Below are 14,577 nucleotides of genomic sequence, written 5' to 3'. Positions count from 1 at the left end.
CCGTATGGGGCACATGATGTCTCGTAAGGTTTGCGCGTGGGATCTCTGCGCAATCCGGTCGGGCCCCTTCCCTCCTCCATCTACTGGAGGCGAAGGGCGGTCATGCTTGCGCTCCTGCTGGTCCTGACACTGCTCGTCATATGGGCCGTCAGGTCCGGAGGGCCGGGCGGAGGCGGCGGGAGCGACCAGGGCGGGAAGCAGGGCGGCAGTGAGGTGCCGGGCACCATCACACCCGGGCCGTCCTCGTCCGAGTCCCTGATCAGCGAACGCCCCGGCGGGCGCGAGGAGTCCGACGGAGGCACCGGCGGCTCGGGTGGTTCGGGCGGTTCGGGAGACACCGGCGGGGGCGGTGACACGGAAGGATCCGCCGGCTCCGGGTCCGGCGGCGGCGGAGGCGCGGACGGCGAGGGCGAAGGCGGCGCGAACGGTTCCGGTTCGGGCGGTCCGGGTGCCGCAGGGGCGGGCGGCGGATCCGCCGGTGTCGTCCCGGGCGGGGTCGAGGCCGTGCCGGCCGACTCCACCCTCCCCGACTGCCGCCCCGGCTCGGTCGACGTGACGCTGCACAGCGAGGAGAACCGGTACGCGCCCGGCGAGAAGCCCGTCTTCCGGCTGACCGTGCGCAACGAGGGCGGCGGCGCCTGCAAGGTCGACTTCGGCACCGATGCCACGGCCTTCACCATCATCGACGCCGAGGACGGCGACGAGAAGGTCTGGAAGTCCGGGCACTGCCCGAAGGGCGCCCGCTCGGCCCTCTACAAGGTCCCGGCGGGCGGTACGGCCGTCCGCACCCTGGAGTGGGACCGCAGGCACAGCACGCCCGAGTGCGGCACGCCGGGCGCCGGGGCGAAGGCCGGCACCTACCTGGTCGAGGCCGAGGTGGAGGGCCTGGACAAGAAGCGCGTCTCGTTCGTCCTCGCCAAGGACTGAACCGGGGAACGTCCGGTCCGCGCCGCGGACCGGACGGGTGCGGTCCGGACGGGGCCGGGCGGGCGCGGTGGCCCCGTCCGGCCCGGACGCCTCAGACGTACCGCTCCAGGATCGACGACTCCGCCAGCCGCGACAGGCCCTCGCGGACCGACCTGGCCCGCGCCTCGCCCACCCCGTCGACGGTCTGCAGGTCGTCCACGCTCGCGGCCAGCAGCTTCTGCAGCCCGCCGAAGTGCTCGACCAGCCGCTCGATCACGGCGTTCGGCAGCCGCGGCACCTTCGCCAGCAGGCGGTAACCACGCGGCGAGACGGCCGAGTCCAGCGTCTCCGGCGACCCGCTGTACCCCAGGGCCTTGGCCACCGTGGGCAGTTCGAGCAGCTCGGTGTGGGTCAGCCGGTCCAGCTCGGTCAGCGCCTCGCCCACGGTGCGGGACCGCTTGGCGGTCGGCTCGGGCACGTAGTCGCGGGCGACCAGTTCGCGCTCGGGCTCCACACCCGCGATCAGCTCGTCGAGCTGGAGGGAGAGCAGCCGCCCGTCCGTGCCCAGCTCCACCACGTACTCGGCGATCTCCGTGGCGATCCGCCGCACCATCTCCAGCCGCTGCGACACCGCGGAGACGTCCCGGACCGTCACCAGGTCCTCGATCTCCAGCGCGGAGAGCGTGCCCGCCACCTCGTCCAGCCGCAGCTTGTACCGCTCCAGCGTCGCCAGCGCCTGGTTGGCCCGGGACAGGATCGCCGCCGAGTCCTCCAGCACACGCCGCTGGCCGTCCACGTACAGCGCGATCAGCCGCATCGACTGGCTGACCGACACCACCGGGAAGCCGGTCTGGATCGACACCCGCTGCGCGGTGCGGTGCCGGGTGCCCGTCTCCTCCGTCGGGATCGAGGCGTCCGGCACGAGCTGTACGCCCGCCCGCACGATCTTGGTGATGTCCTTGTCGAGGATCAGCGCGCCGTCCAGCTTGCACAGCTCGCGCAGCCGCGTCGCGCTGAACTCCACGTCCAGCACGAAACCGCCCGAGCACAGGGCCTCGACGGTCTTGTCCATGCCCAGGACGATGAGCCCGCCGGTGTTCCCCCGCAGCACGCGCTCCAGGCCGTCGCGCAGGGCCGTACCAGGCGCGACCGCGCTCAGTGAGGCGCGCAACAGGCCGTCGGCGCCGGTTGCTGCCCGGTCGTTGGCTGCCACGGCACTCCTTCGGGTCATGCGTACGTACGGGCGAGACCAGGGCAAAGTCTACCGGCGGTGTCAGCCCTCGTGCGGCGTGCTCCGATCGGCCCCGTCGCGGCCGTCCCGTTCGGAGCGGTCCGGCCGGGGCGGCCGGGCGGGCAGGACCCGCAGCGCCTCCCCTATGTCCGCCACCTCCCGCACCCGCATTCCCGACGGGATCCTGCCCGGGTCGGTGGGCACCAGGGCGTGGGTGAAGCCCAGCCGCGCGGCCTCCGCCAGTCGGCGCTGCACGCCCGTCACCCGCCTGACCTCGCCGGCCAGCCCCACCTCGCCGATGGCCACCAGGTTCTTCGGGAGCGGCGTGTCGCTGGCGGCGCTGGCCAGCGCGAGCGCCATCGCCAGATCGGCCGCGGGCTCCGACAGCCGCACCCCGCCGACGGTGGCGGTGTAGACGTCCCGCTTGCCCAGCGCGTTGATCCGGCCCCGCTGCTCCAGCACGGCCAGCATCATCGACACGCGCGAGGTCTCCAGCCCGGACGTGGTGCGCCGGGGGGAGGGGATCTGCGAGTCCACCGTCAGCGACTGCACCTCGGCCACCAGCGGGCGGCGGCCCTCCAGGGTGACGGTCAGACAGGTGCCGGGCACGGGCTCGTCCCGGCGGGTGAGGAAGAGACCCGACGGGTCGGCCAGACCGGTGATGCCCTCGTCGTGCAGCTCGAAGCAGCCCACCTCGTCGGTGGCGCCGTAGCGGTTCTTCACCCCGCGCACCAGCCGCAGCCGGGCGTGCCGGTCGCCCTCGAACTGCAGGACCACGTCCACCAGGTGCTCCAGCAGGCGCGGACCGGCGATGGCGCCGTCCTTGGTGACGTGACCCACCAGCAGCGTGGACATCCCGCGCTCCTTGGAGGCCCGGATCAGCGCCCCGGCCACCTCCCGCACCTGCGCCATGCCGCCGGGCGCGCCGTCGATCTCGGGGGAGGCGACCGTCTGCACCGAGTCCAGGACCAGCAGCGAGGGCTTCACCTCGTCCAGATGGCCCAGGACGGCCGACAGGTCCGTCTCGGCCGCCAGGTACAGGTGGTCGCTTATCGCCCCGATCCGGTCCGCCCGCAGCCGCACCTGCCCGGCCGACTCCTCGCCGGTGACGTAGAGCGTGCGGCGCTCGGCGTCGGCCGCCTTGGCCGCGACGTCCAGCAGAAGCGTGGACTTGCCCACCCCCGGCTCGCCCGCCAGCAGCACCACCGCGCCCGGCACCAGCCCGCCGCCCAGCACCCTGTCCAGCTCCGGCACGCCCGTGCTGCGCGCGGTGGCCACCTGCCCGTTCACCTGCCCGATGGGCAGCGCGGGGGACGAGACCCGGCCGGGCGCGGTGGTGCGGACGGCCGGGGTGCCGCCGGTCTCCTCGACGGTGCCCCAGGCGTGGCACTCCGGGCAGCGGCCGAGCCACTTGGCGGTGGTGTAGCCGCACTCGGTGCAGCGGTAGGCGGGGCGGTCCTTGGCGGACGACTTGCGGGCAGCCATGGGCCTCACGGTAGCCGGAGCCTCTGACAGCCGGATCCCGGCGGGCACGGGGGCGGCACACGGGGCGGGCACGGGGCGGCCGGGGAGCGGACCGGCGGGGCGGGGCGGACACCGTATGAGCCCGGCCCTCGTGCGCCCTCGCGCACCCCCCTGCCACCCACCGTTGAGCGTTTGTGCGTTTTACCGCAGATCGTCACCCGTAAGGGTTAAACCCACGCAAGCATCACCAGTGATGCCCGGCCTTCCGCCTACGGTCGGCTGGGTGATGAGCACTCGGCGCGAGCACCCCACGCACACCACCGGCGTACACCGGGCGCACCGTGGCACGCACCGCGCCGCGGCCCGGCCGCCGGTGCCCGTCGACCCCTACCGGGACCACCTGGACGGGCTGTTCACCTACTGCCTGTCCGTCATGTGCGAGCACGAGGCGGCCGTCTCCGTCCTCGGCGAGGCCCTGGCCGTCGCCGAGCGGCAGCGCCGCCGCGGCCGCACCCCCGCCGACACGGCACTGCACCGGCCCTGGCTGTACGCGCTGGCCCGCTGGTCCTGTCTGCGGCTCCTGGCCGAGCGCCAGGGCGTGCGCCCCGAGCCCCCGGAGCTGCCCGGCCCCCTGGCCACCGCGCGCCGCCGCGAGCTGGCCGCGCTCGCCTGGCCGGAGGCCGCCGGCACCGGCCCCGAGCAGCGCGAGGCCCTGGAGCTGGCCGTACGCCACCACCTGCCGGTCCACGAGGTCGCCGCCGTCCTCGGCACGGACCACGACGGCACCGAGCTGCTGCTGTCCAGCGCCGCCTGTGAGGTGGAGCGCACCCGCACCGCGCTCGCCGTCGTCGACCGGGGCGGCTGCCCGGCCGTCGCCCGGCTCGCCGGGGACCGGGAGGTGCTGCTGGGCAGCGCGCTGCGCCGGGAGCTGGTGCGGCACGTGGACGAGTGCCCCGAGTGCCGCCGCACCGCCGAGCGGGTGCTGGCGGGCGGCCCGTGGCCGGGCACCGCCCCCGCGGACGTCGGCGCGCTCACCGTGCTGCCCGCCCCGCGGGCGGAGGTGCACGCCGCGATGCTCGCCGCGCAGCGCGCACGGGCCCAGCACACCCCGCGCTTCGACCGGCGCGGCTTCCCCGTCAACGTCCGGGACCGGGCCGAGCGCTTCGACCGGCTGCGCAGCCGCGCGGTGACCACCACGGTCGTCGCCACGGTCGTCGCCGCGCCGCTGCTGGCGCTGTGGGCGGCGTACCGCGGCGCGCCACTGGCGGAGGGCGGCCCGGGCGGCGCCCCCGTCTCGGCCTCCGAACGGCAGGACCCGGGCGGTCCGTACGGCGGCCCCCGGGGCGACGGGAGCCGGACGGGGGGCACCGGGGCCTCCCGCGACGGCTCCGGCGTCCGTATCGATGTGGCCGGCGCGGACGGCGGGGAAGGGCGGGACGCCCCGTCCTCCGGCACGGACGGAGCGGACGGGGCGGACGGAGCCGACGGAGACGGCCCGCGGCGCGGGGACACCGGCACGGGGCCGGGCCGGCTGACGGTCGAGGCCCAGCCGTCCGGGGACGCCACCGTCGTCACCCTCGTCGCCTCCGGCGGCTCCCCGGTCGACTGGACGGCCTCGGTGGACGCCCCCTGGCTGCGGCTGGACCGTGCGCACGGGACGCTGCGGCCCGGCGAGTCGGCCGCCTTCACCGTCACCGTGGACCGGTCGCGGGAGCCGGCGGGCGCGTGGACCGCGCGGATCTCGATCGCCCCGGCGAAGGCGGTGATCACCCTGCGCGGGCACGGCGCGGAGGCACCCGCCCAGCCGCGTCCCTCCGAGCCACCTGAGCCGGAGCCCGGGCCGTCCGAGCCGCCCGCGCCCGAACCGACCCCCGAGCCGACGTCGAGCACACCGCCGGCGGAGTCCTCGCCGCCCCCGGCGGGGCAGCCGGACTAGTGCCGGCCGGGGCTCACCCCGGCATCGTGTGCCCCGGCTCCGCACGTCCCGGCTCGGTACGGCCCGCTGGCGGCCCCGCGGCGCCCGCGGCGGGGCCGCCAGCCGGCCCGTCCGCCGGGTGCGGCGCCACCAGCGGCAGCTCCGAGGCCAGCCGCTCCTCGCACAGCTCGGCCAGCCGCGCGTACCCGGCCGGCCCCATCAGCTCCGTCAGCTCCGGCCGGTACGAGACGTACACCGGCTCGCCGGCCCCGTGCGCCGACGGCGCGCCGGTGCACCACCAGTGCAGGTCGTGCCCGCCCGGTCCCCAGCTGCGGCGGTCGTACTCGCCGATCGACACGTACAGCCGCTGCTCGCCGTCCGGCAGCTCCACCCACTCGAACGTCCGCCGGACCGGCAGCTGCCAGCACACGTCCGGTTTGGTCTCCAGCGGCTCGCGCCCCTCCTTCAGGGCCATCGTGTGCAGCGCGCAGCCGATGCCGCCGGAGAAGCCGGGGCGGTTGAGGAAGATACACGCGCCCCGGTGCAGCCGGGTCTGGCGCTCGCCGTCCTCGTTCACCTCGACCCAGCCGCGCCCGGAGGAGCCCTCCGCGTGGAACTGCCAGCTCTCGGGCGTGAGCCGCGCCACGTGCGCCGCCACGCGCTTCTCGTCGTCCTCGTCCGAGAAGTGCGCGCCCAGCGTGCAGCAGCCGTCGCTCGCGCGCCCCGCGTCGATGCCCTGGCACCCCTGGCCGAAGATGCAGCCCCAGCGGGAGGTCAGCCAGGTCAGGTCGCACCGGAACACCTGCTCCTCGTCCGCCGGGTCCGGGAACTCCACCCACATCCGGGCGTGGTCCAGCTCCACCTCGTCGCCCGCGGCCCGCCGCCGCTCCCCGCCCGTGTTCGCCTCTTTGTCCGGCTTCACCGTTTTCGTCTTCGCCACGCACCCAGGGTATGCACCACGGGCCGGGCTCCGGACCACCGTCCCGCCGCAGTAGCGTGGCCCCCCATGAGACTCGGTGTCCTCGACGTGGGTTCCAACACCGTTCACCTGCTGGTGGTGGACGCGCACCGGGGTGCCCGCCCCCTGCCCGCCTACTCCCACAAGGCGGAACTGCGCCTGGCCGAACTCCTCGACGAGGACGGCTCCATAAGCCCGGCGGGCGTCGGGAAACTCGCCGCGACCGTCCGGGAGGCGATGGTCGTCGCCGAGGACAAGGGCGTGGAGGACCTGCTGCCGTTCGCCACCTCGGCCGTACGGGACGCCGCCAACGCCGACCATGTGCTGGAGCGGGTCGCCGCCGAGACGGGCGTGGAGCTGAAGGTGCTCTCCGGCGAGGACGAGGCCCGGCTGACCTTCCTCGCCGCCCGCCGCTGGTTCGGCTGGTCGGCCGGACGGCTGCTGGTCCTGGACATCGGCGGCGGCTCGCTGGAGATCGCGTACGGCATCGACGAGCAGCCCGACGCCGCCGCCTCGCTGCCGCTGGGCGCCGGCCGCCTCACGGCCTCCTGGCTGCCCGGCGACCCGCCCGACCCGGCCGACGTCCGCGCGCTGCGCCGCCATGTGCGGCACGAGATCGCCCGGGTCGTCGGGGGTTTCAGCCGGCTGGGCACCCCCGACCACGTGGTGGCCACCTCCAAGACCTTCAAGCAGCTCGCCCGGCTGGCGGGCGCTCCCCGCTCCGCCGAGGGCCCCTACGCGCAGCGCGAACTGGTGCGCGCGTCGCTGGAGGAGTGGGTGCCCAGGCTGGCCACCATGCCGGCCGCCGAACGCGCCGCCCTCCCCGGCGTCTCCGAGGGCCGGGCCGGGCAGCTGCCGGCGGGGGCGCTGGTGGCGGAGGGAGCCATGGACCTGTTCGGCGTGGAGCGGCTGGAGATCTGCCCCTGGGCGCTGCGTGAGGGCGTCATCCTGCGCCGGCTGGACACGCTGTCCGGCAACGGGACTCCGTGACCTTCCCCACACCCGGGCCCGCGGGCCCCGCGACGACCTCCGTAACGCACTCCCGGTCGCCGTAGGCTGTTGTGCGTGGTCGATCCAGAGCTGTCCCTTCCGGCACCGAAGGTCGCCCTCTCCACGGCCTCCGTCTACCCGGAGACCACGGCGACGGCCTTCGAGATCGCCGCACGCCTCGGTTACGACGGGGTGGAGGTGATGGTGTGGACCGATCCGGTCAGCCAGGACGTCGAGGCGCTGCGCAGGCTCTCCGACTTCCACGGCGTCCCGGTCCTCGCCGTCCACGCCCCCTGCCTGCTGATCACCCAGCGCGTGTGGTCCAAGGACCCCTGGACCAAGCTCCAGCGCTCCCGCGAGGCCGCCGAGAAGCTGGGCGCGAGCACGGTCGTGGTGCATCCGCCGTTCCGCTGGCAGCGTTCCTACGCCCGGGAGTTCATCCGCGGCGTGTGGCGGATGGCCGACGAGACCGACGTCCGCTTCGCCGTCGAGAACATGTACCCCTGGCGCTACCGCGACCGCGAGATGCTCGCCTACGCCCCCGCCTGGGACCCGACCGAGGACGACTACCGCCACTTCACCCTCGACCTCTCCCACACCGCCACCGCCCGCAACGACACCCTGGCGATGGTGGACCGCATGGGCGACCGCCTGGCGCACCTCCACATCGCCGACGGCACCGACTCCGCCAAGGACGAGCACCTCGTCCCCGGGCGCGGCGACCAGCCGTGCGCGGAGGTCCTGGAGCACCTGGCGGCCGGCGGCTTCGACGGGCACGTGGTGGTCGAGGTCAACACCCGCCGGGCGATGTCGTCGGCCGAGCGCGAGGCCGACCTCGCCGAGGCCCTGGCCTTCACCCGCCGCCACCTGGCCTCCGTGCCCCGGAAGGCCGGGCCGTGAGCGCGCGGGACACCGACGCGCGGCCCGCGCGGGACGCACAGCCCGCACAGCCCGCGAAGGGCGCCGGGGGCGCCCCGCGCCCCGCGCGCCGCCGCGGCCGCCCCGCGTCGGCCGACCGCGCCGCGGCCGGGGAGGCGGCACGCGACCGCATCCTGGCCTCGGCCCGCGCGGAGTTCGCCGAGCGCGGCTACGACAAGGCGTCCATCCGCTCCATCGCCCGCGGCGCCGAGGTGGACCCGGCCCTGGTCCACCACTACTTCGGGACCAAGGAGCAGGTCTTCGAGGCCGCCGCCGAGGTCTCCTTCGCCCCCGCCGCCGAGGGCCTGGGCCATCTCGCCCCGCACGGCCCCGAGGGCCTCGGCGAGGAGCTCGTCCGCTTCTTCCTGGGCGTCTGGGAGGACCCGGCCGTCCGCGCGCCCCTGCTGGCCGTCGTCCGCTCGGCGCTCAGCAACGAGACCGCCGCCCGGATCTTCCGCGGCATGGTGACGCGGCAGCTGATGGCCCGGGTGGCGCACCGGCTGGACGCCCCGGACCGCCGGCTGCGGGTGGAACTGGCCGCCGCGCAGCTGGTGGGCGTGGCGATCATGCGGTACGTCCTGGAGATCGAGCCGCTGGCCTCCGCGGAGTCCGAGGAGCTGGTCGCCCGCCTCGCGCCGGCCGTCCAGCACCATCTGACCGGCCTCGCCGCACCCGCCGGACCCGTCGGCGAACACCCGCGCGGAGGGTGAATCCAGCGCCTCTCATGTCTTACGATCCGGACTTTTCGTCCAGATCTTGAGCAGGAGGCGTACGCTCGTCAGCCATGGCCCGAAGGCCGCGCCCGACGGTCTTCCCACGGTTCACGAAGGAGTGGAGCACCATGCCCCAGCTGAGGTCCCGCACCGTCACCCACGGCCGCAACATGGCGGGCGCCCGTGCCCTCCTCCGGGCCGCCGGCGTAGCGCGCGAGGACTTCGGCAAGCCGATCATCGCGGTGGCCAACAGCTTCACCGAGTTCGTGCCCGGACACACCCACCTCCAGCCGGTCGGCCGGATCGTCAGCGAGGCGATCAAGGAGGCGGGCGGCGTCCCGCGCGAGTTCAACACCATCGCCGTGGACGACGGCATCGCCATGGGGCACGGCGGCATGCTCTACTCCCTGCCCTCCCGCGACCTGATCGCGGACTCCGTGGAGTACATGGTCGAGGCGCACTGCGCCGACGCCCTGATCTGCATCTCCAACTGCGACAAGATCACCCCGGGCATGCTGATGGCCGCGATGCGCCTGAACATCCCCACGGTCTTCGTCTCCGGCGGGCCGATGGAGTCCGGCCGCACCACCCTCGTCGACGGCACGGTCCGCAAGCTCGACCTGATCAGCGCCATCGCCGACTCGGCCAACGACGCCGTCTCCGACGAGGACATGGCGCTCATCGAGGAGAACGCCTGCCCCACCTGCGGCTCCTGCTCGGGCATGTTCACCGCCAACTCGATGAACTGCCTCACCGAGGCCATCGGCCTCTCCCTGCCCGGCAACGGCTCGGTGCTGGCCACCCACACCGCCCGCCGGGCGCTGTACGAGAACGCCGGCCGCACGGTCGTGGAGATCACCAGGCGCCACTACGAGCAGGACGACGCGACCGTCCTGCCGCGCGCCGTCGGCTCCCGCGCCGCCTTCGAGAACGCCATGGCCCTCGACATCGCCATGGGCGGCTCCACCAACACGATCCTGCATCTGCTCGCCGCGGCCCAGGAGGCCGGACTGGACTTCGGACTGACCGACATCGACGCCATCTCGCGCCGCGTGCCGTGCCTGTCCAAGGTCGCGCCCAACGGTTCGTACTACATGGAGGACGTCCACCGGGCCGGCGGCATCCCCGCCATCCTGGGCGAGCTGTACCGCGCGGGCCTGCTCAACGAGGACGTCCGCACCGTCCACTCCGACTCCCTGGCCGAATGGCTCAAGACCTGGGACATCCGCGGCGGCTCCCCGTCGCCGGAGGCCGTCGAGCTGTTCCACGCCGCCCCCGGCTGCGTCCGCTCCGCCAGCGCCTTCTCACAGTCCGAGCGCTGGGAGTCCCTGGACACCGACGCGGCCGGCGGCTGCGTGCGCGACGTGGAGCACGCCTACTCCAAGGACGGCGGCCTGGCCGTCCTGCACGGCAACCTCGCCGTCGACGGCTGCGTGGTGAAGACCGCCGGCGTCGACGAGTCCATCCTGACCTTCAGCGGACCGGCCGTGGTCTGCGAGTCGCAGGAGGAGGCCGTCGAGAAGATCCTGGGCAAGCAGATCAAGGAGGGCGACGTCGTCGTCATCCGCTACGAGGGGCCCAGGGGCGGCCCCGGCATGCAGGAGATGCTCTACCCGACCTCCTTCCTCAAGGGCCGGGGTCTGGGCGCCAAGTGCGCGCTGATCACCGACGGCCGCTTCTCCGGCGGCACCTCGGGACTGTCCATCGGCCACGCCTCCCCCGAGGCGGCCGCGGGCGGCACCATCGCCCTGGTCGAGGACGGCGACCTGATCAGCATCGACATCCCCTCCCGCACCATCGAGCTGAAGGTCGACGAGGCCACCCTCGCCGCCCGCCGCGAGGCGCTCGGCGGCCGGTACGCGCCGGCGGCGCGCGACCGCAAGGTCTCCGCCGCGCTGCGCGCCTACGCGGCCATGGCCACCAGCGCCGACAAGGGCGCGGTGCGGGACGTCACCAAGCTCGGCTGACCCCGCCCCGGTATTTCCCGGACCGCCGCCCGCATAATCGACACCATGAGCGAGAAGCGGGAGCGCCCCGAGCCCGAGCCGATCCGGTTCTACGGCACCACCTGGGCGGACCACTCCGGTGGCTACCTCCTGCGCCGGATCACGCTCGGACTCGGGGCGCTGCTGCTGGCCGCCGCCGGAGCCTGGGTGCTGCGGCTGGCGTACGAGGGCAGCACCTTCGCGGACGGCGGCGTGATCGGCGTCCTGCTCGTGGTCGCCCTGGCACTGTCCAGCTCCATGGCCTTCAGCCGCACCCTCACCGACTACACCCGCGAGCCCGGCCAGGCCCGCTCCGACGACGCGGCGATGCGCCCGGTGAAGATGGTCGGCTTCCTCGGCGTCCTGCTCGCCTACGCCGCGCGCAGCCTGGTCGAGGCCCCCGGCGAGAAACTGCGGCGCGCCGAGTACGACCGGGCCGTCGCGCGGTACGAGCGCCGTGGCGCCGCCCGTGCCGCGCGCCGCGGCAACCCGGCCGCCCGCCGCGGCTCCGGAAGGCCCGGCCGCAGGCGCTGAGAGAGGCGGGCCGAGCCGCCCGCCCCGCGGCACCCCCCGCGATACCGCCCGCAACGCCCCCCGTCCGTCCCGGACGGGGGGCGTCGGCATGTCCGGGCCCGTCCCGCTTGACGCCCGGGCCGGCGCGGGAGCATTATTCAACGCATGATGAATTCTTCTGCGGGGCCGGCCGTCAGAGCCGACGGCCTCACCGTCGTCCGCGGTGGCCGCACCGTCGTCGACGGCCTCTCCTTCGACGTCCCACGCTCCACCGTCACCGGCCTGCTGGGCCCCAGCGGCTGCGGCAAGACCACCCTGATGCGCGCCATCGCCGGCACCCAGGCGAAGGTCACCGGCACCCTCGACGTGCTCGGCCGGCCGGCCGGAGCCGCACCGCTGCGCTCCCGCGTCGGATACGTCACCCAGGCCGCCTCCGTCTACACCGACCTGACCATCCGCCAGAACCTGGAGTACTTCGCCTCCGTTCTGGGCCTGCCCCGCGCCGACCGCCGCGCACAGGTCGAACGCGCCTTCGCCGACGTCGACCTCACCACCCACGCCGAAGCACTCGCCGGCAACCTCTCCGGCGGGCAGCTGTCCCGGGTCTCCCTGGCCGTCGCCCTGCTCGGCTCCCCCGAGCTGCTGGTCCTCGACGAACCCACCGTCGGCCTCGACCCCGTCCTCCGCCGCGACCTGTGGGGCCTCTTCCACCGCCTCGCGGCCGGACGCGGCACCACCCTGCTCGTCTCGTCCCACGTCATGGACGAGGCCGACCGCTGCGACCGCCTGCTGCTGATGCGCGCCGGCCGCCTCCTGGCCGACGGCACCCCCGACGCCCTGAGGGCCCGCACCCGCACCAGCACCGTCGAAGACGCCTTCCTCCACCTGGTCGACACCGCCCGGGAAGACGAGAAGACCGATGAAACCGACGAGGAGGAGACCCGGTGAGCGCGCTCCGGACCCTGGCCACCGCCCGCCGCGTACTGCGCCAGCTCGCGCACGACCCCCGCACGATCGCGCTGCTGCTGCTCGTCCCCGTGCTGCTGACGGTCCTGCTGTACTACGTCTACGCCGACGACCGCGAACTCTTCGACCGCATCGGAGCCTCGCTGCTCGGCATCTTCCCGATGATCACGATGTTCCTGGTCACCTCCATCGCCACCCTGCGCGAACGCACCTCGGGCACCCTGGAGCGCCTGCTGTCCATGCCGCTGGGCAAGGCCGACCTGATCCTGGGCTACGCACTGGCCTTCGGCCTGCTGGCCGTCGCCCAGGCGGCCCTGGCCACCGGGGTGACCATCTGGTTCCTGGACCTGGACTTCGCGGGCTCCCCCTGGCTGCTGCTGCTCATCGCCCTGCTCGACGCACTGCTCGGCACCGCGCTGGGCCTGTTCGTCTCCGCCTTCGCCGCCACCGAGTTCCAGGCCGTCCAGTTCATGCCCGCGCTGATCCTCCCGCAGCTCCTGCTCTGCGGCCTGCTCACACCGCGCGACACCATGCAGCCCGTCCTGGAGGCCGTCTCGAACGTCCTGCCCCTGTCCTACGCGGTGGACGGCATGAACGAGGTCCTGCGCAGCCCCGACGTCACCGGCGACCTCGTCCGCGACATCGCCGTCGTCGCCGGAAGCGCCCTCCTCGTCCTCTTCCTCGGCGCGGCCACCCTCCGCCGCCGCACCCCCTGACCGCCAGACGGACGAACCGGCGGCGCCGTCGCCGCGAGTGCGAGGATTGCAGCGCAGCACACAGACGCACGCACGCATGCGCAGCACGCACGCATGTACCCGGACCCGGACAAGGTGAGCCGTCCCATGACCCAGAAGATCGCCGTACTCGGAACCGGCAAGATCGGCGAAGCCCTGCTGTCGGGCATGATCCGCGCCGGCTGGTCCCCGTCCGACCTCCTGGTCACCGCCCGCAGGCCGGAGCGCGCCGAGGAACTGCGCTCCCGCCACGGCGTCGCCGCGGTCACGAACGCCGAGGCGGCCAAGACGGCCGACACACTGATCCTGGCGGTCAAGCCGCAGGACATGGCGGCCCTCCTCGGCGAGCTGGCCCCCCACGTCCCCGCCGACCGCCTGGTCGTCAGCGCGGCCGCCGGAATTCCGACGGCCTTCATCGAGGAACGCCTCGCCCAGGGCGTTCCGGTCGTCCGCGTCATGCCCAACACCCCGGTACTGGTGGACGAGGGCATGTCCGTCATCTCGGCCGGCACCCACGCCACCGAGACCCACCTCGTCCGCACCGAGGAGATCTTCCAGCCGGTCGGCAAGACGCTGCGCGTCCCGGAGTCCCAGCAGGACGCCGCCACGGCGCTCTCCGGCTCGGGGCCGGCGTACTTCTACTACCTGGTGGAGGCCATGACCGACGCGGGCATCCTCCTCGGCCTCCCCCGGGACAAGGCGCACGACCTGATCGTCCAGGCGGCCGTGGGCGCATCGGTGATGCTCCGGGACAGCGGTGAGCACCCGGTCAAACTCCGCGAGGCGGTCACATCCCCGGCGGGCACCACGATCAGCGCCATCCGTGAGCTGGAGCGGCACGGTGTACGCGCCGCACTCATCGCGGCCCTGGAAGCGGCCCGCGACCGCAGCCGTGAACTGGCCTCCGGCGGCAACGGCTAGGGCTGTTTGATGGACCGCTCACGTTCGTGTACTGTTCTCCGAGCTGCTACGGAGTCGATCCGACACCGGGCAGCTCTTCTGTCGCCTTCGGCGGCGACCACTCACTTGGTGTGAATCCCTTCCGGGGGTGAATTGCGGCGTGCCGCAATTCCGGTCCGGGTGGCTCGATTAGGAGCCGGACGGGAAATCCGCTACGGTGGTGGAAGCGCCGGAAACGGCGCGGAAGGAAAAGGCAGGACCCCGCCGGCGGGGATTCGGAGACCGAAAAGGGATCTGATAGAGTCGGAGACACCGAAGGGAAGCGCCCGGAGGGGCCCCGGAAGGGGTGCCGAAGGAAGCGTCCGTTCCTTGAGAACTCAACAG

At 74.0% G+C, this 14,577-nt stretch carries 13 protein-coding genes; 10 read left to right on the top strand and 3 right to left on the bottom strand.

All coding sequences use genetic code 11. The features are described from left to right. The first annotated feature begins 102 nt into the window (after nt 1–102). Nucleotides 103–927, top strand: a complete 825-nt coding sequence (locus CUT83_RS30170; RefSeq protein WP_158239057.1) for a hypothetical protein — start codon at nt 103–105, stop codon at nt 925–927. A gap of 91 nt (nt 928–1,018) precedes the next feature. Here CUT83_RS30170 and disA read toward each other — a convergent pair whose 3' ends face one another. Next, complete coding sequence (disA, locus tag CUT83_RS24640; RefSeq protein WP_374492434.1) at nt 1,019–2,119, bottom strand: DNA integrity scanning diadenylate cyclase DisA; 1,101 nt, start codon at nt 2,117–2,119, stop codon at nt 1,019–1,021. 60 nt (nt 2,120–2,179) lie between these two features. Then, on the bottom strand, nt 2,180–3,622 hold the full coding sequence (gene radA / locus CUT83_RS24635) for a DNA repair protein RadA (RefSeq protein ID WP_101258035.1): 1,443 nt from the start codon (nt 3,620–3,622) through the stop codon (nt 2,180–2,182). 265 nt (nt 3,623–3,887) lie between these two features. On the opposite strand from radA, the gene CUT83_RS24630 reads away from it, so the two are divergent. Then, a complete protein-coding gene (locus CUT83_RS24630) occupies nt 3,888–5,537 on the top strand; it encodes a BACON domain-containing protein (protein ID WP_101258034.1) in 1,650 nt (549 codons plus the stop codon). Between the two features lie 13 nt (nt 5,538–5,550). On the opposite strand, the gene CUT83_RS24625 is transcribed toward CUT83_RS24630, so the two are convergent. After that, nucleotides 5,551–6,456 (bottom strand): DUF3109 family protein, encoded by a 906-nt coding sequence (locus CUT83_RS24625; RefSeq protein WP_420882477.1) that lies wholly within the window; start codon nt 6,454–6,456, stop codon nt 5,551–5,553. A 66-nt stretch (nt 6,457–6,522) separates the two neighbouring features. On the opposite strand from CUT83_RS24625, the gene CUT83_RS24620 reads away from it, so the two are divergent. From CUT83_RS24620 to proC, 8 genes are all read left to right on the top strand, one after another. Continuing rightward, the gene (locus tag CUT83_RS24620) at nt 6,523–7,464 is read left to right on the top strand and encodes a Ppx/GppA family phosphatase (RefSeq protein WP_101258033.1); all 942 of its coding nucleotides are present in this window, start codon (nt 6,523–6,525) and stop codon (nt 7,462–7,464) included. Nucleotides 7,465–7,539: 75 nt separating this feature from the next. Next, nucleotides 7,540–8,364 (top strand): sugar phosphate isomerase/epimerase family protein, encoded by an 825-nt coding sequence (locus tag CUT83_RS24615; RefSeq protein ID WP_240958288.1) that lies wholly within the window; start codon nt 7,540–7,542, stop codon nt 8,362–8,364. Then, nucleotides 8,361–9,092 carry a TetR/AcrR family transcriptional regulator gene (locus CUT83_RS24610; protein ID WP_101258032.1) on the top strand — a complete coding sequence of 244 codons (732 nt, stop codon included), beginning with the start codon at nt 8,361–8,363 and terminating at the stop codon, nt 9,090–9,092. Before CUT83_RS24615 ends, CUT83_RS24610 begins: the two co-directional genes overlap by 4 nt. A 131-nt stretch (nt 9,093–9,223) precedes the next feature. Further along, nucleotides 9,224–11,062, top strand: a complete 1,839-nt coding sequence (gene ilvD, locus CUT83_RS24605; protein ID WP_101258031.1) for a dihydroxy-acid dehydratase — start codon at nt 9,224–9,226, stop codon at nt 11,060–11,062. Nucleotides 11,063–11,107: 45 nt separating this feature from the next. Next, nucleotides 11,108–11,614 (top strand): hypothetical protein, encoded by a 507-nt coding sequence (locus CUT83_RS24600; RefSeq protein WP_101258030.1) that lies wholly within the window; start codon nt 11,108–11,110, stop codon nt 11,612–11,614. A gap of 144 nt (nt 11,615–11,758) precedes the next feature. Beyond that, nucleotides 11,759–12,541 (top strand): ABC transporter ATP-binding protein, encoded by a 783-nt coding sequence (locus tag CUT83_RS24595; RefSeq protein ID WP_101258029.1) that lies wholly within the window; start codon nt 11,759–11,761, stop codon nt 12,539–12,541. Next, entirely contained in the window at nt 12,538–13,275 is a 738-nt protein-coding gene (locus CUT83_RS24590) for an ABC transporter permease (protein ID WP_101258028.1), read from the top strand. The genes CUT83_RS24595 and CUT83_RS24590 overlap by 4 nt, the downstream gene beginning before the upstream one ends. 126 nt (nt 13,276–13,401) lie before the next feature. Further along, nucleotides 13,402–14,214, top strand: coding sequence for a pyrroline-5-carboxylate reductase (proC, locus tag CUT83_RS24585; protein ID WP_101258027.1), 813 nt, complete (start codon nt 13,402–13,404; stop codon nt 14,212–14,214). Nucleotides 14,215–14,577 lie beyond the last annotated feature (363 nt).

Origin of the sequence: Streptomyces barkulensis (assembly GCF_002843305.1) — a bacterium.
Taxonomy (GTDB): Bacteria; Actinomycetota; Actinomycetes; order Streptomycetales; family Streptomycetaceae; genus Streptomyces; species Streptomyces barkulensis.
The sequence above is the reverse complement of the archived record's forward strand: the minus strand, read 5'-3'. Positions and strand labels throughout refer to the sequence as shown.